Consider the following 20178-nt stretch of genomic DNA (forward strand, 5'->3'; position numbering starts at 1 on the left):
GTCCACTCTTTTGTGACCTTTGGGTTTCCTTTTGTTAGAAGCGTTAACTATGAAAATCAAGTCCAGAGCGCACTTCTTCAACATATCCGGCTCGGATCACATAATCACCGAAATGCTCATTTTCCTCTTTTTCTTTTGCATAGTTAACTAGAATCGGTTTGAGGGAAGCAAGGATTTCTTCTTCGCCAATATTTTCTTTATAGAGCTTGCTTAAACGATCCCCCACAAATCCTGCACCCATGTACATGTTGTATTTGCCAGGTGCTTTTCCAATAAAGGCAATCTCCCCAAGCGTTGGACGTGAGCAGCTATTCGGACAGCCAGACATACGTATGACGATTTCTTCTTCTCTTAGACCTGCTTCATCCACAATCTCTTCAATTTTATCAATCAGCGATGGAAGATACCGCTCTGCTTCAGCCATGGCGAGTCCACAAGTTGGGAACGCCACGCAGGCCATCGAGTTACGGCGCAGCGCTGAATTTTGTTTCCCATCTGTCAGACCATATGATGCGACAAGTTCATCAATCTCCGCCTTCTTTTCTTCTGATACGTTCGCAATGATTAGATTCTGGTTGGGTGTTAGTCTAAAATCACCGTGATGAACCTTTGCAATCTCACGTAACCCTGTCATAATCTGATAATCTTCTGTATCGACAATACGTCCATTCTGGATAAAAAGCGTTAAATGCCATTTCCCATCGCCTTTAACCCAACCATAACGGTCGCCGTTATGATCGAAATGGTAGGAGCGGGACTCTTCTAGTTCATAACCGAGTCTACTATGCAATTCGTTCCGAACCCAATCAAGTCCTCTTCGATCAATCGTATATTTAAAGCGAGCATTTTTTCGTTCTGATCGATTTCCATAGTCACGCTGTATCGTAATAATTTTTTCCGCAACGTCAACGATCTGTTCAGGTGGACAAAAGCCAATGATTCGCGACAGCTGTGGATACGTACTTGTATCTCCATGCGTCATCCCCATGCCACCGCCTACAGCAACATTAAATCCTTGGAGCTTGCCATCTTCAAGAATGGCGATAAAACCAAGATCCTGCGAGAAGATGTCCACATCATTTGATGGCGGGACGGCAACACCAATCTTAAACTTTCTTGGCAAATAGTGAGGACCATACATTGGCTCAATCTCTTCTTCTTTTCGATCGAGCACCTTTTCTTCATCCAGCCAGATTTCATGATACGCTCGTGTTCTTGGTAAGAGGTCATCACTTAATCTTTTTGCCCAGCGATGCACTTCTGCGTGAATATCAGACTGATACGGATTGGCATTACACATCACATTTCGATTCACGTCACCGCATGCCGCAAGAGAATCCATAAGAACAGAATCCATCGCCTGAATGCTTTTTTTCATATTCCATTTTAAAATACCGTGCATCTGGAACGTTTGGCGGGTCGTTAGCTTTAGCGTTCCATTTCCATATTGATTGGCAAGATCATCCATCACAAGCCACTGTTCTGGCGTCGCTACGCCACCTGGCAAGCGGACGCGAACCATAAACTGATACGCCGGCTCAAGCTTTTGCTGTTTTCGCTCCTGGCGAATATCGCGATCATCCTGCATGTAGCTACCATGAAACTTTAATAGCTTTGTATCCGCGTCTGGGATAGATGCGGTAATGGGGTCGGCAAAGCTTTCGACAAGTGAACCACGTAAATAATGGCTTTCGTCTTTAATTTTTTCCATTTCACTCGGTTTTCCATCTTGCGTTACCGTCTTTTTTGACATAATCAAACTCCTTCCATCACGCTTAGTACACATCTCGCTGGTAGCGTTTCGCGTTACGTAGATCAGCAAGATACGCCTCGGCTTCAGACTCACTTAAACCGCCTTGCTGTTCAAGAATGTTAACGAGGGCGATATGAACATCTTTTGCCATATACTTTTCATCACCACACACATAGACGTGGGCGCCTTTTTCCAACCACTCAAAGATCTCTTTGCTTCGCTCTCGCATCCGATGCTGCACATACACTTTCTCCTCAGCATCACGTGAAAAAGCTACGTCCATTCGGGTAAGCACACCACCTTTTAACCATTTTTGCCATTCAACTTGGTAAAGAAAGTCGGTGACAAAATGCTGTTCACCAAAGAACAGCCACGTATCGCCACTTGCGCCAATTTCTTCTCGTTCTTGTAAGAAAGCACGATAAGGGGCAACACCCGTGCCTGCTCCAATCATGATTACCGGCGTGTCAGGATTGTCAGGAAGTCTAAAGTTCTCATTCCGTTGGACAAAGACTGGAAGTGTATCGCCCGGTTGTGAGCGCTCTGCACACTGTCCGGAGCAAACGCCGGTCCTTGCTCGCCCGTGTGCATCGTACCTAAGTGCCCCAATGGTCAGGTGCACTTCATCTTCGCTCGCTTTCGGACTGCTTGCGATCGAGTACAGACGAACGGGAATTTTACGTAGCACCTTCACAAATTCAGCTGCAGCGATTTCCCATGGACCGTAATCTCTTACTAAATCAATGAGATCTCTTCCATAAATGTATGTTTTAAGCTCTTCCCCTTCCGCTTCAACCATGCGGAGAAGCTCCGTGCTCTTTGTAAGCTCAGCAATCTTCTTAAGCAATGGCTTTGTTAAACTTGTCACCTCATATGTTTTCGTTAAAGCTTCCTGTAGAGACTGCACGTCTCCCTGCTTGTTGACGGTTACCTTGCTATTTGGGTCCCAGTTCATTTCTTCAATAAGTTGCAGAACGAGATTCGTATCATTCTCAGGATAAATTCCCAGACTGTCACCTGGCTCGTATACGAGATTTGAACCTTCAAGATCAAGTTCGAGGTGTCGCGTTTCTTTATTAGAGCCCCGTCCGTTCAAATTGATATTCTCTAGTATTTCTGCTTTAAACGGATTTGTCCTTGAATACGTAAGACTCGTTTCACTAGATTTCTTAGAAGGAGACGATTCACCTTTGGACGGTGCATCAGAAAGGACATGCATAACACCTTCAAACCATTCTTCCGCAGGTTCTTCGAAATCCAAGTCACAGTCGACACGAGGATAAATTCTAGTAGCCCCTAATTCTTCAAAACGTCTGTCGAAATCTTTTCCTGTTTGGCAGAAGAATTCATAAGAGCTATCCCCAAGTGATAGGACAGAAAATCTTAATCCGTTTAACTCAGGTGCTCGCTTACTCTGAATAAAATCATAAAAGCTGAGCGCATTATCCGGAGGATCCCCATCTCCATGCGTACTCGTAATGAATAATAGATCTTCTACCTTTTTAAGCGACTTTGGTTTAAAATCATCCAGCGATGAAAGTGTCACGTGATACTTTTCACTCTCTAGCCTCTCAAAAAAAGATTCGGCAAGCGCCTGAGAATTCCCCGTATGAGAGCCATAGAGAATGGTGATCTCACGTGTTTTCGGTTCATTTTCTGTGAATGCTTCTTCAGTAGAAGAAACGACCGCTTCAGTCGAGGCGGCTGCCTCTGCCACTCCCGGTACAGAAAGATAGCCACTTAACCATATTTTCTGGGTCTCACTAAGTGTTGGTAAAAGACGATTTAAAAGCTCGGTTTGTTCCTGATCAAAAGGACTATTCACAACCTGAAACTGCAATACATTCCACCTCACCTATGTCATTATTTAATTCAATGTAATACAAGTTGTTTACCCGGATTTAAAACAAAATGAAGTCGTGGGCATGCCCCTTTCCTGTAAGATGAACACATAAAAAAAACTTTCTTCTCTGTCCATAAGAAGAAAGGTTTGTAAGTGCGAAGCCATTCTTCTTATCTTTCAGGATACACCTGCTGGATTTGGCACAGTATGAGATGACAATTCAACTCATCGGTTGCCGAGGCTTCAAAGGGCCAGTCCCTCCACCTCTCTTGATAAGAAATGTTGCTATAAAGTTTAAATAACAATGATTGTTTCAAATATTATCTTTTGTTTCATGAAATGTCAATGTATTATTAGAAAATTATCACCATTCCATTAACTTAAAAGCGATATGTAAGAAAAATGAGTCAAATGATTTAGGCCTATTTTACGATAATTGATGCTTCTTTTTAAGTTTAATGAATTCAATCACATTTACAATAAGGAAAAGGAAGATTAATCCCACCCTGATCACGAGCGAGTCATGTAGAGGGACTACTAGTAATAGAATAGCCACAAAAGAAATTGTACCGGTTCGTGTGATATCTCCTTTGGAGGAAATTCTTCTCGACATACCTCGGAGCCATTTCACAAGGTTTACATCAACAAAAGTGATCGCAATCCCCATGCAAATAAGATAAACCAAAAGCGGTAGGTTGTAAGGTACTATAAAGATTGTTGTAGCTAGCAAAATCGTCAGTACTGCATATCGGATCGTGATTTCTTTATACGTAAGCGAGTTGAAATCTTTCATATCGATGACAAGCTATACCCGTTTGCAAACTCTTGAATCACTTCACGTTCTTCTTCGTTCAATTCTCTGCCAACGATCTCCTTGAAAGAACGTTGCATTTCTTGCTCATCCCCACTACACGCTACTGTAATGGAAGAAACCGTTCGCAAAAGCTTTACTTCTTTCCTAAACTCTTCCATTGGGATGGCTTCCCCGTGTGATAAAATGACCCATTTCGCGTCAAATCTTTCGAGATCATCAAGCAGTCGATTTGTCGTGGTGACCGTATAGTTGGTTTTCCTGGAGAAAATATCTGGATAGAAGCAGTCACCTAAAAATAGAATTTTTTCTTCTTTGATGTAAACAACGACTGAATCAGCCGCATGGTCGCCTCCAACATGCTGGAGGATACACGTTACGCCACCAAGATCAATTTCCAGCTTGTCCTCAAAGGTTAGATCCGGAAGAGTAATCGTAATATCACGATGATCCACGAATTCCTTTTTGATGGCGGTTGCACAAAATTCAATTTCCGTTCCTTCTTTCACACGGTGATCAAGAGCTTCATCAGACCACGATAATGAAAGCAGTTTAGCCATTGCATGTTTTGTTTTTAGGGAAGAAATGGATACCATTTCTCGAAGAGCCGATAAGCCAAAAATATGATCCCAATGCCAGTGTGTGAGCGCGACGATGTCAGGTCTTCTAACCCCACGCTTTAAAAGCTCTTCTAAAAAGTCATGCGCATGTGCTTCTGAGTTTCCCGCGTCAATCATCAATGACTTACGCTCTCCAATAACCATACCAAGAATCGGTCGGTCTGTTTCGGAAACCGGCGTTTGATAATAAAAGCGATCACCAATTTGTTTCATTTGTTGCATGATGGTACCTCCAAAAGTTTCTTTTCTTCATCTTACCACTTATAGACGAGTCGAGGTCTCCACGAACTATTTTCCAATTCAAAAAAAGACACTCCAACGCGAGAAGTGTCTTTCCAATCCATTCGCATTAACCAAATCCATCTACGATTATTTTCACCACCATCGGTCCAATAATAATAATAAATAGTGGTGGAAAAACGAAGACCACCATCGGAATCAGCATTTTGACAGGTGCTTTCATCGCTTGCTCTCGAGCGAGCTCACGTCTTTGCTCGCGGATGCGGGTCGTAATGTTTTTAATGACTTTTGACATTCCGATCCCAAGATGATCTGCTTGAATAACCGACATCATCACACTTTGAAAATGATCAGACGGAACTCGTTTTTTCAAACTGTAAAAGGCTTCTCGTCTTGCTTTCCCACGCTTCATTTCATCCAATGCTTGAGTGAACTCATCTGCAAGCGGTCCAGGTTTGCGTGCACATACGTTTGCGATTGCTCCTTCAAGACCGACACCCGCTTCAAGTAGCAGGCTTACCATATCAAAAAAATCCGACATTTCTTTATTGATGAATTTCACTCGCTGTGTCTTTTTCTTAGCTAAATAAAACAACGGATAGCGATAAAATAAGAAAGCGATCCCGAGAGCTAAAAGAAAGCTTGTTGAGGCATTCCCATCTGTAACAGGTGTAATCAGCAAGAAAGTAACAAAACCTCCACCAATGCTGAGAAGAAGTTGAATTAAACGGAATTCAACTGCGGATCGTCTTCCAAATCCAGCTTCATGGAGAAGAATCGTCAACCTCATTTGATTCTTTCTTGCAAATGTTTTGTTCACCTGCTCAATCCCTATCCCCCAATATTTGCGAAACAGCGGGTGTGCTAATCCGCTTACTCTATTTTTTGTTTTACGCTCGAGGGTTTCATTCTGTCCAAAATAATGTTCCACCCTCATTTCGAGGGCAAGTTCTTTTCGAAAAACGGTTTTAAGAACGGCTGCGCTTAAGAAAATAAAAAAGATGAAGGCACAAATCATAAATAAAACGGAAATCATCTGCTACACCTCAATCCGTACAATTCTTTGAATAAAAAACCAACCAATGAAAAGTGAAATCACTCCAGCGCCCAATAGAAACAATCCTAACGGGTTCGTAAGCATTGGCTCAAGATAGTCAGGACTTACGAAATAAAGATAGATTCCCATAAAGACTGGAAGTGCCGTAATAATCCATGAAGAAAGCTTCCCTTGAGCGGTTAGCGTTTTAAGCTCTTCAAGGATCCGGATTCTTCCGCGAATCGTATCTTCCATCGTATCCATCAGCTGCGCAAGATTCCCACCGCTCTTTCGCTGTGCGAGAATGGCCTGTACGACGACTTCAAGCTCTTTATTCGGTAAGCGTTCTAACAAACTTTGAAACACATCCTCCATCGGTACCCCCATTCCAATTTCGCGAACAGCACGATCAAATTCGGGTCCGAGTGGATCAGGCATTTCTTTTCCAATTAGTTGCATTGTTTGCACAAAGCTAAATCCAGCTCTCATCGAATTCGACATAGTGCCAAGTGCTTCCACAAGTTGATAGGACAGAAGTTTAATCCGCTTTTGAGCTTTCGTTTTCATATAAATGGATGGAATCATAAACCCGATGAGCACCGTCGGGAAAAGGCCATACCACGGTACACCCATTCCGTATACCAATCCCGTACACGTTAGTGCACTTAGGAGTCGAATCACAAAAAACTCCTCTGGTTTTAATAAACTTCCCGATTGAACGAGGTACCCCTGCGTTTTTTGACTAAAGCGCATACCAGCAAATGCTTTAGCAAACGAACCAATCATTTGCTGCAGCGTTTGTTTCTTTTGCTTTTCTTCTACTTCTGAAACGGTGGTCGCATGTGGAATAAACTCCTTGATTCGTTTGTTCGTATGTTTTTTGCGTATCAATCTTTTGGCTAAAAAATAGAAAAATACCGTAAAGCTAACAAAAAGTAGGAAGATCATGAGTGGATCGTTCATCTTACCACACCTCTTTAAACCAGGATGATGGAATCGTGTAGCCATTTTGTTCAAGCTGCTCTGAAAGATGTGGCCGAACACCCGTCGTTTCAAAATACCCTTCTACTTTCCCATCGATGTCACGCCCAGTTTCTTTGTAAACAAACAAATCTTGGAGTACGATAATATTCTCTTCCATCCCCAGTACTTCCGTAATTCTTGTAATCTTCCTTGATCCATCCTTCATTCTCGCCTGCTGAACGATCAAATCAAGCGCATTCGCGATTTGCTCTCGAATCGCTCGTAGTGGTAAGTCAAACCCCGCCATTAGGACCATCGTTTCCAGACGAGAAAGCATGTCTCTCGGTGAGTTCGCGTGACCTGTACTAAGACTCCCATCATGCCCCGTATTCATTGCTTGAAGCATATCGAGCGCTTCAGCTCCGCGCACCTCTCCCACAACAATACGATCCGGTCGCATCCGAAGTGCATTACGAACGAGTTCACGTATCGTAATCTCACCCTTTCCTTCGATATTCGCCGGGCGTGATTCTAGCGAAACGACATGCTCCTGAGATAAATTTAATTCAGCCGCATCTTCTATCGTAACAATCCGTTCATCATTAGGAATAAAGGAAGAGAGAACATTAAGCGATGACGTTTTCCCCGATCCTGTTCCTCCGCTAATAAAAATATTTAACCTCGCTTTGACACAGATTTCTAGAAACTCGGCCATCTCTTCACTTACTGTCTGGTAATGAACGAGATCGTTCATTTGAAGAGGAATGCTTGAGAATTTCCGTATGGTAAGGGAGGGTCCCTTTAATGACAGCGGAGGGATGACAGCATTCACACGCGAACCATCCGGCAGACGCGCGTCCACCATTGGGGAACTCTCATCGATTCTTCTTCCAAGTGGGGCAACAATGCGTTCGATCACACGACTTAAATGTTCATCATCTTGAAAAGAAAGGTGACTTCTTTTCAATTTTCCGTACTGCTCGTAATAGATGGCCTGCGCTCCGTTTACCATTACTTCAGAAACCGTATCATCATCGAGAAGAGGCGTTATGGGACCATATCCAAGTAGTTCATACTCAACCGATTCAAGCATCTGTTTTTTTTCTTCAAACGTTAGCCGCTCTGCTTCCTTATCTAGAAAATCTTTTCCCCACTCTCGAATTTTCAGCGACTCTTCTTCTCTTTGAAATTGGTGCTTTTTAAGTTCTTCTAATAAAGCCGTTTGTAGTTTTGTTTCTAACTGCTTGTACTCCACTGACTTAACGATTGGTGCTTCCCTCTGTTCTTCCACTTGCAATGCCTCTTCTTCGACGTATCGTTTAAAAAGCGACAATGGAACTCCTCCTTCATCGACTCAGTGCAAATCGTTTTGTTTTTTTCTCTGCTTCTTCTGTCAGTGGCAAGATCAGATGGGATAAATGAAGCATACTTTTTGAAAAAGAATGACGCCCATTTTTTAACACAAATGGATGTCCTTCATTGATTGCTGTTGTCATTTGCTTGCCCACATCCGGTATCGTAGCAAAAACAGGATTTTGGAGAATCCCTTCCAACCGCTTCACTTCAATCGCACGATGCTTTGAATCCCTATTTAAAAGCACATGAACCTTGTCAGTGAAATGGAGAGATTCAAGCATATCAACGTAAAGCTTCGTGTTTCTTAACACAGGGAGATCACTTGTTGTAACCAAAAGAAGGTCATCGGCAAGATCAAGACTTTTAAGATGAATTTCTGAAAGAGACGCTGGCGTATCAATCAGAATCACGTCATAGCTTTTACGCAGTTCAGCTACCGCCAGCGCCACGTGTTCTTCCGTCATAATCTCAAAAAACTCCGGTCGAGGAGGCGGTGGGAGAATAGCGATTCCGCTCGAGTGGTGAGAAACATAGCTTTCAATCCCATATCGACCTCGTTCAACCGCTTCTTTCACCCACTCATAAATCGTGCGATTCGGCTTTACGTCTAAATACATCGCGACATCGCCAAATTGAAAATTCGCATCCAGAATCACAACGCTTTTTCCACCTTTTATAAAGGCATTGGCGAGATTGACCGCGAGTGATGTTTTACCCACCCCTCCTTTTGAACCACAGACTGCGATAACGCGACTATTTTGTTTTTGCAACTGCGGTGCACCATCTCCCTTACTAGCTCTTTGCCTCATATAAGTTTGCGCCTGGAGGATGACATCATTTATTTCATCTGTATCAGCAGAATAAGTAAGGAGATTTGATGCACCAACACGCATCGCTTTTTTCGTGTTTTCCATATTTTCAGGAACGAGGATAATTGGATAAATGGAAGGGAACTTCATCGATATTTCCTGACAAAGATCATACACGTTGTAAGACGTGTTGGCTTTCAGAAAAAGAATCGCATAAGGTGAACACTCAAGCTGGTGAAAGAGATCTTCTAATAGTTGAAAACTTTTTAACTTGTAATTTTTCTTTATTAGAAGCTCTTCCAATTCGCCCGCTTGGGCATTCGTATCTGAATAAAAATACCAGTATAAGTCCGTCATCATTCCGTCTCCTTATAAACCTGACGTGTTTCTTTCAATCCTTCTTTCACCGTTCCATCGTCTTCACTATTTCTTAGCATCAGGTAAAACCCATCTTTATCCTTAGCCGCTAGACTTAAACTGACACCTTCCTCTGGTGTGACTTCAAGCGTAACCGTTTCATAATGGAGCGCTTCTTCCGTGCTATCAGATGATTTCCCTGAACTTAACACCTTCACCTTTTGCAACATCATAACGGCTGACTTGAATTCTTTCTCTTCTTCATCAATCATCGTTTCATAAGCGATCACATCGACAAATGAGTTCGGTTCAATATATCCTGAAACGCCAGGTGCTAATTCAACATCGATCGAAAGAGCGCGTTTTCCTTCGGTTACCTCAACGATTGAATTTGGTATCTCTCGTTTCGGAACGGCTGTCTCTGCTGCTACCTCGGGGGCTTCTACTTTCTTAACCTCCGTTTCGGCATCCGTTGTTAAATTTGTAAAGAGCGCGACATATACAATCACTGTTGCGAATGCTCCAAAAATAACGGACCACATCCAAATTCGCTTTGTTTTCATTCCTCATCCCTCACTTCTCATCTACCTATTCCACCAGCGTGACACCGTATAAGTTTCCTGGTCCTGTACTGCCAATTTCCCCACTCGTCACGATATCTTTAAATTCCCCTACAATCCGTTTTGGTTCATCTAACCGATCAATCCAGTAAGCGGATAACCCAACGACTTTGACGGATGATTTACCATTTGCGCCATCCCATGAATCAATAAGCGGGATAACGATGACGCGTGCGCACGAATAATCCGCAGTCAATGCTTGCTGACATTTTGATTTTCCTGCATCTTTACTTATTAGCGTTTCAATGGCCCCCTCAACAGGTCCCCACTTTTGTCCTGGCTCAGTTTGGACAGACGTACCTACTTCAATTTCTGTCCCATTGATAATCTTGTCAGCTAGTCCGCTCGCTCCGTTACTATCGATATCAAGGTAGCCGCAGTTCCCATGATGATTGCCGGTATTCTCACACTTTAGCTCTGTTTCATTTGGAATCGCGGTATACTCAATCGCGATCGGCGTGACGCGCTTAGCTGATTTTAATAAGCCAATTTCAGCTTTTGCCGCTGCTTGAACCGAAGCTTCCTGGATCCCAAACACACGGGCAAAGGTCATCGGAACTGTCGATTCTCTTGATACTTTGATCGACTTATTTGTGATGGTGAGATCGCTATTGGAAACGGGGAACGAATTTTTGCTCGCAAGGTCTTTTGCAATCGAAGCAGCACTTACCTCACTCGTTACTAACCCCTGAGCCCCGGAAAGCGCTGCTGCATCCATCGCATTTTGAAGAATTCTTTTTTCATGATAAAGTCTTCCAACATCGACCACCATCGCTGTTACTCCAAGCAGGACAGTTAAACTAAGCGCTAGCATGACGGCTACGTTGCCTTTTTCATTCATTAATAGAGCTCGTAAGTTCTTCATCATTCCATCCTCATGACAGTTGAACTGGATAGCGTAATCGGTCCTGTTAAATTTGAAACGACCGGCGTGAGAAAGTGGATCGGGTACGTAATGGTAACGGTCACGTCGCTTCCAGAAGCTTTTGTTCCGCCTGGTGAGACCGCAACCTGACCAGCAGTTAGGTGAATGCTTGAGGCACTTGCAACTGCCGTTGAAACAATAGCGGCATCATTTTCTCCAATGCTCGCTGTTCTCGCAGCTTCTCGGCTTGCATGGTCAATCGCCAGGTAAGTGTGAAAAATACGTCCGAAATCAATAATGCCGAACAACAGCATGACAAGGATAGGGAGGACAAGCGCAAACTCAACGATTGATTGTCCTTTTTCTGATCTCATACCACCCCTCCTAAAAAAGCAGCGCAGATCGTTCCAAACGTAATCGCAACACCATAAGGATAGGTGAGCTTGCTCTCTTTGTTACTTGGAAGCCCCTTCATATTCATAAGGGCATACAACGCATAAGTTGGTGACTTTACATACTTCCATAACGACATTCTTTTTAAAATAAGAAAAAGACCGATCATGCCACCGATAAGAGCCGTATAAAAAAATGAATGAAGAACGAAAGAAGTGCCCGTTAACGCCCCAACTGATGCAAGCAACTTCACATCACCAGCACCCATTCCCCCTAACAAATACGGAATGAGAAGAAGCGCGAAACCAACAAGAAGTCCAGCTCCGCTAAATAGAAACCCTTTCAAGCCGAGCGTCATCGTGTAATAAAGTAAGCCAATTCCCATCGCAGGAAACGTAACGATATTTAAAATGCGTCGATTGCGCACGTCCGTTATAAATGAAATAAGTAGCACGATCCCCAGGATACTGTATACCATCGCAGTCCCTCTTTGTTTTTAAATTTGGCCCCACTTGGGTAAGTGGGGCCAGGGTTTAATTCTTCTTGTTTTATAATTTATCTATAACTGATTGGATTAGAGAGTTAATCTTTCCACCAAGCGTTACAAATATCGCTGCTGCCACAACCGCTACCCCCGCCAAAATCAATCCATACTCCGCCATACCTTGTCCTTCTTCTTCTCTTACAAACTGCTCCATTTTTTTCAACATCATTTTTTCCCCCTTAGGATATTGTTTTTTTAAAATGTATGAAAGAAATCATAACTACCGTGTCATCAGCTGTTCTTTAATGGTACTGAGATGTTTGCTCCAGCTCCTTTCAAACACTATGACTAACACGGTTTGTTCAGTATAGTGTTCGCTTTAAATCGATTTGTTCTTTTTATAGAACAACCTTAACTTTATAATAATTCGTTATAGCGAATTTGTAAAGTCCTTTTTTCTTTTTTTTACAAATTATTTAGGTCTATATTCACTATTGAGATTAAAAATCGCTTGATTTATAGTATAAGAAACGTCATTCATTAGGAGAATCGTCATGATCACAAAAAACAAAAGCACTCTATATCGAACACTTCCGATTGCGATTGTAAAAGCAGATACCTTTCTTGAACGACTAAAAGGACTAATGTTCCGGAAACGACCCCTTCACGAGGAAGCCCTTCTGATTACTCCGTGTAACTCCATCCATATGTGTTTTATGTTCTTTTCGATCGATGTTGTCTTTCTAAGCAAACAGAACGAAGTCATTAAAGTCGTACACAACCTTAAGCCTTGGAGGTTTGTCCTTCCCGTTAAAGGTGCATATTCAACTCTCGAATTGCCCGCAGGAGCGATTGAACGGTATGGGGTTAAAGAAGAGGACTTCCTTACTCTCTAATGCAACAAAAAGCGTCAGTTTTCCATAAAAAGGGACACTAACGCTTTTACATTTCTATGGTTTAGTACTTCGCTTTGTTAAAAACAGGATATATGAAAACCTGCGTAACTCTCCCCTCTAAACATCACAAAACCATATCAGCACATTACAATATGCCAACAAACCAATTAATGGGTTTAATGTCTGCTGTTTCCGGTTACATACCCAATGTACTTAACAAACAAAGGAGATGAGTGAAATGGCAGATCGTTACAAAACAGGTGAAAAGGCTCCGGAAAATGGCAAGTATGAGTTCGATGGTTTAACTAACGGAAATAAGTCCAGTAACCCAACAGAAGATGAGAAACACATTAGCCTTCAAAGCGGAGAAACCTTTCCTCCTCTTCGATCAAGCAAAGAATCGGCATACTGGAAAAAGGCGTAATACAGAGAACGTGTGAACGAACTGAAGGGAGATGAACGAACATGGCAGAGAAAGATCCTAAACAAGCCGTTGCCCATATGAGTGAGGATAAGAAAGATGACATCATGAACAATTTCAATTCATTTAAAGATTATCTTGGAGATCAGGTTCACAAAGGTGAGAAACTTGGTCTTGGCGAAGAAGGTCTTTCGAAAGGTGCTAAGCGCGTTGCCGACTATCTTGCGAAGCATGAAGAGCCGCGTAACCGCGAAGAGAAAGTATTAAATGAGCTATGGAACGCAGCGAACGAAGAAGAGCGTCAACATATGGCTCACGTCCTCGTAAAGCTTGCAAATCAAACAAATTAAAGCCAAACGAAAAGCCGTCATCCATAAGTGGAAGACGGCTTTATATTGGATCTTTATGCTCGATAATAGTTAGCGATCTCCATCACCATCGCACCCATACGTGGTGTGGCTGGCGTTAATACTCGATTCACTCCCTGTTCTTTCAAATGTTCTTCCGTTACTTCTCCCACCGCTACTGGAAGAATTTCTTCATTAAACATTTCTAAAATACTGCTTTTCTTTCGTACCCTATCACTATATTCAAAAAAATACCGTACTTGGATGGCGCTCGTAAATGCCACCACATCAAGAATCCCACTTTCCATCTCCTCAATTAATCGTTCGAGCACCTCTTCTTCTGGCGGTGTATGCTCGTATGGATAAATCGTTCGAACAACATTGTTCGCTCGCTCAAGCGTTTCGATAAACGTTGGAACATTTTCTCCATGCATTTGGAGAGCAATGGACTGATTCTCGATCGTGAGCGAATGCTCGAGTTGATTCATCGTCCCACGATCGGCAACTATTGCTGGGGTAATGCCTTTTTGCTTAAAATGCTGGAGGGTTTTCGTTCCTCGAACGGCAATTGGAACGCTTCTAATCAGTTGTTCATAAGGCTCTCCTAGACCGTTTGCTTCCGCAAGTTCAGCCATTCTCTTTTCCCCCATACCAGTCGTAAAAATCAACAATTGCGGAGGGGTTTCAATGATTTCTTGTATCGATTGAACCACATGTGCTTCATTCGTAAAAACCGTTCCCTGAGCTGGGCGAATAAACGCTGTTCCACCCTGCTTTTCAATAAGGGTTCGAATTTCTTCTCCTTTACGCCCCCCAGTTACAGCAATCCTTTTTCCTTTAAGTCCCATGCCTCTACCATCTCCTTAAGCCACATCTTAAATAGAGGGTACAGCACCGTGTTCATTTGTTCAACTAAACTTTATTCTAGGGTGACGTAAATAAAGCCATCCTCGACCTCCACAGGAAACGTTTCGACCTTGCTGTTCAAATTCGATTGGAGCCTCCCTGTCATGAGATCAATGCAACATTGATGATCGAGGCACGTAATAAAACGCTCACTCAATTCTCCATGAACAATTGCCCCGCCCTTTGGACAACGGTTATGAAGAGCTCGAAACGTGCCATCTGGCAAACAAAAAATGGCGATTGATAGCTGGAGTAAATCAATCGCACGGCCAAAACCAGGAACGTGATCACGGGTTCTCCCCACATTGATTTTGACAGCTTGAACTGGCATTTCATCCGCCCTCCTAAAGCCTTTTTTCGTGATCCCCTTCGAACTAGCTTTGCGCTGTTTTTGAAGCTTGATCACTTTTGGGAACAAGCGTTAATTTGTTTTTCCTCTTTCTTTCTTCAGGAAAAAGTTGATTTGAAGGAATTTCGGAAACAGGTGCTAAACGGTTAACGAGTTTGGCCAACTTTACAGCTTCTGAAGTGTCTCCGTAAAGAATCGCCCCGATGACATGACCGTGTAAGGTGACAATCTTTTTGTAAATGTGACGAATCGGATCAATCCATTGGTACGTTCTCGTATCTTCCGTTTCAAGCACCTGTCCAATCGAGAACAAGCTGATTCTCGAAATATTTAGAGTCGTTGAAGCGATAGAACCATGGTATTGCTCCGGACGGCCAACAATCGTTCTCGCTAGATGTTCGGCTTGATCAATAATGGGATCGATTACTCCATACGTGACATCACGATGCTCAGCGCACTCTCCTATCGCATAAATATGTGGATCACTCGTTTGCAAATAATCATTTACAAGAATACCGCGGTGCACATCTACCCCACTTTTTTTAGCAAGCTCAACATTCGGCTTAACGCCTACAGCCATAACAACGAAATCTGCCTCAAGGGAAGTCCCATCTGAAAAGGAGAGCCCTTCGGCACAAGCTTCACCTAAAATTTCTTTTGTGCGTTTGCGTAGGGCAAATTGAATGCCTAACTTTTCTAGATCTTCTTGTAACATTTCAGAGGCAAGACGATCGAGCTGTCGATTCATTACATTTGGTTGATGATGAACAACTGTCGTCTCCATTCCTCGTTGAACAAGACCCATCGCAGTTTCTAGCCCAAGAATGCCTGCCCCAATCACGGCAGCTTTGCGATACTGTTTGGGTGCCTCCATTAAAGCTTTGCAATCATTCATTGAGCGAAACGTCATGACGCCACTTTTTCCTGCCCCTTTTACTGGAAGGACATGCGGATGAGCTCCCGTCGCAAAGACTAAGATGTCGTAGGCAAGTTTACGTCCTCTTTCTGTTTTCACATAGCGACCGAGCGGGTCAATCGAAATGACAGTTTCATTTTCAATAAGCCGTATCCCACGCTGTTTATACCAATTTCCATCCTCAACATCTGCCTTTTCAAGCGTAACGTCTTTTTGAAGAATACGAGAGAGTAAATACCTTTTATAAGCTGGCTCCTTTCCAATGATGGTTACTTCAAAACTAGAGGGCTTCATCAAAAGCAAGCGTTCAAGAAACTGAATACCAGCAAGCCCGTTTCCAATTACGACAAGGCGTTTTTTCAAGCGATCCCCTTCTTTCTGGACTGTACAATATGCAAAATCGTACCATGTTTGAAAATTGAAAATAACAAATTGGTCATATATCCTAACAGGGTTTTAACAGGACAGGTACAAAAAGGATAGTTTATTGATTTTAGTGAAAGATAAGGAGAGATTATTTTCGGAGTGATGGTGCTATGAAAAGAAAGCGATTCGTACGGTCTTCTTCATTAGTAGAAGAACAAATTAAGTTAGAGTTTCATAACAGTGAAGACCTGAAGCATAAAACAATTCAACTCGATGGTCTCACTCTTATCCTTTTGTATCTTGATGACATTTCAGATCGCATGGTCATTCAAAAAACCATCCTAAGTCCGCTACTAACGATCTCAAAGGACGACACAAAGATTAGCCCAACGGATATCCCTGACCTGATCCCGATGGCATCTGTAACTAACATTGAAGATCACAGCACCATTTCAAGACATCTGATGGATGGATGTACGGTGCTTATTGTACGGGAAACGACCGATGACCACGTCTATTCTGTAAAAACAACTTATTCTGTTAAGAGATCACCGGATGAACCGGTAAATGAGCCAACAATCAGTGGGCCACGAGATGGTTTTATCGAATGCATTCAAGACAATAAAGCATTATTGCGTACTCACTTAAAAACGAGCGATCTTTTGTTTGAACAGTATCTTGTTGGAAAAGATGTTGTTACATCCATTTCAATCACTTACTTAAAGGGAAAAGCGAGTGAGACGTTAATTAACGAAGTCAGAAATCGAATCACGAAAATTGAGGTAGATTATATCACGGATGCAGGGGTGCTTGAGCAGCTGATTGAACTTAATCCTCTTTCTGTTTTTCCTGAACTGACTTCGACTCAGCATCCAACGAAAGTGGCCAATGCACTACTTGAGGGGCGCGTTGCGATTATGACAGATGGTTCGCCGACGGTTTTAGTTGCCCCCACAACGCTCAATATGCTTCTTCAAGCGCCTGACGACTATTACTTCAAATGGATTCCAGCATCGCTCCTTAGAATGTTGAGCTATTTTACAGCACTAATTTCTGTCCTTTTACCAGCCGCATATATTTCACTTATCTCCTTTCACCATGGCCTGATTCCTACAAGTCTCGCCGTATCTTTGTCAAAAACGAGAGAGGGCGTTCCGTTTCCTTCGGTTATTGAGGCATTTATCATGGAGCTAACAATCGAAATTCTTCGCGAAGCTGGCGTGCGTCTTCCTAAACCAATTGGTTCCACTGTTAGCATTGTGGGGGCGATCGTAATCGGAGAAACAGCCGTAAGTTCAGGTATTGTGAGTCCCATGATGGTCATGGTGATCTCATTTACAGCCATCTGTTCCTTTGCAATACCGAATTACCAACTTAGCCTTGCGCTCAGAACAATTCGATTTTTTTTCTTGTTTTTTGCAGCAATGCTTGGAGTATACGGATTGCTAATCGCCATCTTTATTGTAACTACCCATCTCATTAAACTGAGAAGCTTCTCGAGCCCTTATATGGAACCATTTGCACCCATTCATTTTAAACGATGGAAAGACTCCATTATACGGCTCTATTACCGTGTGGGAAAAAGGACGGGGATTTAATTGCAAAACAACCAGCACTCTCTTCCCATCATTATCTTTTTTATTTCAACTATTATTGGTGTGGGAATCGTCACGCTACCACGTGAAACAGCTTCGGTTGTTGGACAGCCTAATATGTGGATTAGTGTGATTCTAGGGGGGATCGTCGCCTTCATCAATGCGCTTTTAATCTTTATGTTAATGAAGAAATACCCGTTAAAAACCGTTTTTGATATTGCGCCAGAATTAGTAGGAAAATGGTTTGGAAAGCTCTTCAATCTGGTTTTCGTTTGCTATACGATTGCAATTTCTGCCTATGTCATTCGAACCATGGCCGAAATTGTAAATTATTACTTACTTGATAAAACACCCAAAATCGTTGTCTTGCTAGTTCTTGTACTCTCTTGTATGTACCTTGTTTCAAGCGGACTACCTAATATCCTGCTTTTCTTCCAACTGTATTTCCCAATAATTTTGTTCATGTTTCTGCTCTTAACCTTACTTAGCATAAAAAACATTGAACCTACTCATTTGCGACCGATCCTCTATATGGATGGAATCGACTTATTAAAAGGAGTCAACTCAACCTTTTTTTCATTCGTAGGATATGAGCTCTTAATGGTTCTATCTGGAGAACATCGTCTTACTCGTTGGAAACCAGTTGCCTCTATTCTAGGAATAAGTATTGGGAGTGTATGCTTTATTTATGTTCTGTTCTTCATCCTAAATATTGGAGTTCTCAGTATTGAAGAGTTGAAGGTGATCACGTTCCCTACGATCGAAATGGCGAAAGCGATCGAATTTCAGGGGTTTTTCTTCGAAAGATTTGAGCTTCTCTTTTTATTTGGATGGATTATCACCATTTTCACCACCCTTACCGCTTATTATTATTCTGCAATGCTTGGCTTTTGCAAAACTGTTAACTGTAAAAAAACATTTTTAATAAATGCAATCATCGGTTTGGTTATTCTGATACTTTCTCTGCTACCTTCAGGCATTACAGAGCTTTTTTCATATGGAACCTATTTAAACTATTTATCTTACGCATCTTTAATCGCCATTCCACTCTTGTTATTCCTCTTTTCGTTCAAAAAGGGGGCAATGAAATGAAGAAAGGCTTGCTCGTTTTCATCTCTCTTCAACTTCTTTTCCTTACTTCATGCTGGGACAGTAATGAAATAGAAGATCTGGGGATGATCATGGGAATTGGACTCGATTACAATGAATCGGATGAAGATATTTTTTCCATGACCAATCAATACGTTGTTCCAAACAATATAGAAGGAACACAGATCGGAAGGTCAGGAGGCATACCTTATCAAAACCTTACATTAACCGGGAGCAACTTTTTTCAAATCATTCGAGAAAATTCACTTGAGACGGATCGTCCACCAAATTATACTCATTTAAAATCCATTGTTTTATCTGAAAAGCTTCTAAAAGAAGAGCCGCTTAAGCAATTAATTAGCTTCTTTCTTCGAGATCATGAATTCAGGAGAACCGTGGCGGTTTTTATCACGAAGGAATCTTCTTCGGATATTCTTGCAGTTGAACCAACGAAAGAAATGTTTCCAGCGGTTCAATTGAAAGAGCTCACACAAAACCATGACCGCAGTTTGTATATACAAGATACGTTAAAGTTTGGAGAAGTGTCCAAAAAAATTACGGAAGGGTCTAGCTTCATCATTCCCGAAGTTGGGATCAATAAAGGACGTCTTCGCTTGCTTGGTGGTGGTATCATTTCGAATAAAACAGAGCAAATCGCCGGTTGGCTGACACCTCAAGAAATTGGAGGATTAAAATGGATTACGAATGAAGTGAGCGGTGGATTAGTAGCCATTAAAGAGAAAAATTCTCCAGAAGATCAAGCAGTGCTTGAGATTATGAAAGCCAACACAACCATCGAGCCAGTGATAAAAGGTGGACAACTTTCCGTTCAGCTAAAAGTCAAAAGCTCTCTGAGACTTGCAGAGGATTGGGAAATTAAGCGAGACGTCTTTCAAGAAGGATGGGAAGATCAGCTAAAAGAACAGGGCGAAAAGGTCGTCAAAGAAGAGATTGAGCACGTTATCTCTATCGCCCAGGAACAAAAGCTCGATTACCTGGAATTAGGTATGTGGACCAGCATTAAGGAACCCGCCTATTGGCAAAACAATCATCAGGATTGGGAACGTATTTTTGCTCAATTGCCCGTAACAATTGATGTCGATTTCACTTTAACAGGCTATGGTACACAGGACATCAATTAGT

Annotated in this window: 22 protein-coding genes and 1 riboswitch; of the genes, 6 read left to right on the plus strand and 16 right to left on the minus strand. The window is 42.3% G+C overall.

Going from position 1 to position 20178, the window contains the following annotated elements; genetic code table 11:
- Window positions 1-43: 43 nt before the first annotated feature.
- The 13 genes from cysI to LC090_RS14805 form a co-directional block, all read right to left on the minus strand.
- Window positions 44-1753, minus strand: a complete 1710-nt coding sequence (gene cysI / locus LC090_RS14745; RefSeq protein ID WP_226658789.1) for an assimilatory sulfite reductase (NADPH) hemoprotein subunit — start codon at window positions 1751-1753, stop codon at window positions 44-46.
- Window positions 1754-1775: 22 nt separating this feature from the next.
- Window positions 1776-3593: an assimilatory sulfite reductase (NADPH) flavoprotein subunit gene (locus tag LC090_RS14750; protein WP_226658790.1), complete on the minus strand. Its 1818-nt coding sequence runs from the start codon at window positions 3591-3593 to the stop codon at window positions 1776-1778.
- A gap of 170 nt (window positions 3594-3763) precedes the next feature.
- Window positions 3764-3875, minus strand: a riboswitch (SAM riboswitch).
- Between the two features lie 148 nt (window positions 3876-4023).
- On the minus strand, window positions 4024-4389 hold the full coding sequence (locus tag LC090_RS14755; protein WP_226658791.1) for a hypothetical protein: 366 nt from the start codon (window positions 4387-4389) through the stop codon (window positions 4024-4026).
- Complete coding sequence (locus tag LC090_RS14760) at window positions 4386-5249, minus strand: MBL fold metallo-hydrolase (protein WP_226658792.1); 864 nt, start codon at window positions 5247-5249, stop codon at window positions 4386-4388. Before LC090_RS14760 ends, LC090_RS14755 begins: the two co-directional genes overlap by 4 nt.
- 127 nt (window positions 5250-5376) lie before the next feature.
- Entirely contained in the window at window positions 5377-6303 is a 927-nt protein-coding gene (locus LC090_RS14765; RefSeq protein WP_226658793.1) for a type II secretion system F family protein, read from the minus strand.
- 3 nt (window positions 6304-6306) lie between these two features.
- Window positions 6307-7266, minus strand: a complete 960-nt coding sequence (locus LC090_RS14770) for a type II secretion system F family protein (RefSeq protein WP_226658794.1) — start codon at window positions 7264-7266, stop codon at window positions 6307-6309.
- Between the two features lies 1 nt (window position 7267).
- Entirely contained in the window at window positions 7268-8599 is a 1332-nt protein-coding gene (locus LC090_RS14775) for a CpaF family protein (RefSeq protein ID WP_226658795.1), read from the minus strand.
- A gap of 13 nt (window positions 8600-8612) precedes the next feature.
- The gene (locus tag LC090_RS14780) at window positions 8613-9791 is read right to left on the minus strand and encodes an AAA family ATPase (protein WP_226658796.1); all 1179 of its coding nucleotides are present in this window, start codon (window positions 9789-9791) and stop codon (window positions 8613-8615) included.
- Window positions 9788-10351, minus strand: a complete 564-nt coding sequence (locus LC090_RS14785; RefSeq protein WP_226658797.1) for an RcpC/CpaB family pilus assembly protein — start codon at window positions 10349-10351, stop codon at window positions 9788-9790. The genes LC090_RS14780 and LC090_RS14785 overlap by 4 nt, the downstream gene beginning before the upstream one ends.
- 25 nt (window positions 10352-10376) lie before the next feature.
- The gene (locus LC090_RS14790; RefSeq protein ID WP_226658798.1) at window positions 10377-11276 is read right to left on the minus strand and encodes a pilus assembly protein TadG-related protein; all 900 of its coding nucleotides are present in this window, start codon (window positions 11274-11276) and stop codon (window positions 10377-10379) included.
- Window positions 11273-11647 carry a TadE/TadG family type IV pilus assembly protein gene (locus tag LC090_RS14795; protein WP_226658799.1) on the minus strand — a complete coding sequence of 125 codons (375 nt, stop codon included), beginning with the start codon at window positions 11645-11647 and terminating at the stop codon, window positions 11273-11275. The genes LC090_RS14790 and LC090_RS14795 overlap by 4 nt, the downstream gene beginning before the upstream one ends.
- Window positions 11644-12144, minus strand: coding sequence for an A24 family peptidase (locus tag LC090_RS14800; protein WP_226658800.1), 501 nt, complete (start codon window positions 12142-12144; stop codon window positions 11644-11646). Before LC090_RS14800 ends, LC090_RS14795 begins: the two co-directional genes overlap by 4 nt.
- A 70-nt stretch (window positions 12145-12214) precedes the next feature.
- Window positions 12215-12379 (minus strand): Flp family type IVb pilin, encoded by a 165-nt coding sequence (locus tag LC090_RS14805; RefSeq protein ID WP_226658801.1) that lies wholly within the window; start codon window positions 12377-12379, stop codon window positions 12215-12217.
- Between the two features lie 325 nt (window positions 12380-12704).
- Between LC090_RS14805 and LC090_RS14810 the strand changes: the two genes are divergently transcribed.
- The 3 genes from LC090_RS14810 (at window position 12705) to LC090_RS14820 (ending at window position 13817) form a co-directional block, all read left to right on the plus strand.
- The gene (locus LC090_RS14810) at window positions 12705-13046 is read left to right on the plus strand and encodes a DUF192 domain-containing protein (RefSeq protein ID WP_226658802.1); all 342 of its coding nucleotides are present in this window, start codon (window positions 12705-12707) and stop codon (window positions 13044-13046) included.
- Window positions 13047-13284: 238 nt separating this feature from the next.
- Window positions 13285-13470: a YjzC family protein gene (locus LC090_RS14815; protein ID WP_159781926.1), complete on the plus strand. Its 186-nt coding sequence runs from the start codon at window positions 13285-13287 to the stop codon at window positions 13468-13470.
- A gap of 41 nt (window positions 13471-13511) precedes the next feature.
- The gene (locus LC090_RS14820) at window positions 13512-13817 is read left to right on the plus strand and encodes a DUF3243 domain-containing protein (protein WP_226658803.1); all 306 of its coding nucleotides are present in this window, start codon (window positions 13512-13514) and stop codon (window positions 13815-13817) included.
- 53 nt (window positions 13818-13870) lie between these two features.
- On the opposite strand, the gene LC090_RS14825 is transcribed toward LC090_RS14820, so the two are convergent.
- The 3 genes from LC090_RS14825 to LC090_RS14835 all read right to left on the minus strand — a co-directional run bounded on the left by LC090_RS14825 (window position 13871) and on the right by LC090_RS14835 (window position 16348).
- Window positions 13871-14662: a uroporphyrinogen-III synthase gene (locus LC090_RS14825; RefSeq protein ID WP_226658804.1), complete on the minus strand. Its 792-nt coding sequence runs from the start codon at window positions 14660-14662 to the stop codon at window positions 13871-13873.
- A gap of 71 nt (window positions 14663-14733) precedes the next feature.
- Window positions 14734-15051 (minus strand): Rieske 2Fe-2S domain-containing protein, encoded by a 318-nt coding sequence (locus tag LC090_RS14830; protein ID WP_226658805.1) that lies wholly within the window; start codon window positions 15049-15051, stop codon window positions 14734-14736.
- A gap of 43 nt (window positions 15052-15094) precedes the next feature.
- Entirely contained in the window at window positions 15095-16348 is a 1254-nt protein-coding gene (locus LC090_RS14835) for an NAD(P)/FAD-dependent oxidoreductase (protein WP_226658806.1), read from the minus strand.
- Between the two features lie 173 nt (window positions 16349-16521).
- Here LC090_RS14835 and LC090_RS14840 point away from each other — a divergent pair, with 173 nt between their 5' ends.
- The 3 genes from LC090_RS14840 to LC090_RS14850 are packed head-to-tail and all read left to right on the plus strand — an operon-like array spanning window position 16522 to window position 20177.
- A complete protein-coding gene (locus LC090_RS14840; RefSeq protein ID WP_226658807.1) occupies window positions 16522-17949 on the plus strand; it encodes a spore germination protein in 1428 nt (475 codons plus the stop codon).
- The gene (locus LC090_RS14845; RefSeq protein WP_226658808.1) at window positions 17950-19038 is read left to right on the plus strand and encodes a GerAB/ArcD/ProY family transporter; all 1089 of its coding nucleotides are present in this window, start codon (window positions 17950-17952) and stop codon (window positions 19036-19038) included. It begins immediately after the preceding gene.
- Window positions 19035-20177, plus strand: a complete 1143-nt coding sequence (locus tag LC090_RS14850; RefSeq protein ID WP_226658809.1) for a Ger(x)C family spore germination protein — start codon at window positions 19035-19037, stop codon at window positions 20175-20177. Before LC090_RS14845 ends, LC090_RS14850 begins: the two co-directional genes overlap by 4 nt.
- The last annotated feature ends 1 nt before the right edge of the window (window position 20178 follow it).

This window comes from Guptibacillus hwajinpoensis, from assembly GCF_020524165.1.
GTDB lineage: Bacteria > Bacillota > Bacilli > Bacillales > Guptibacillaceae > Guptibacillus > Guptibacillus hwajinpoensis_D.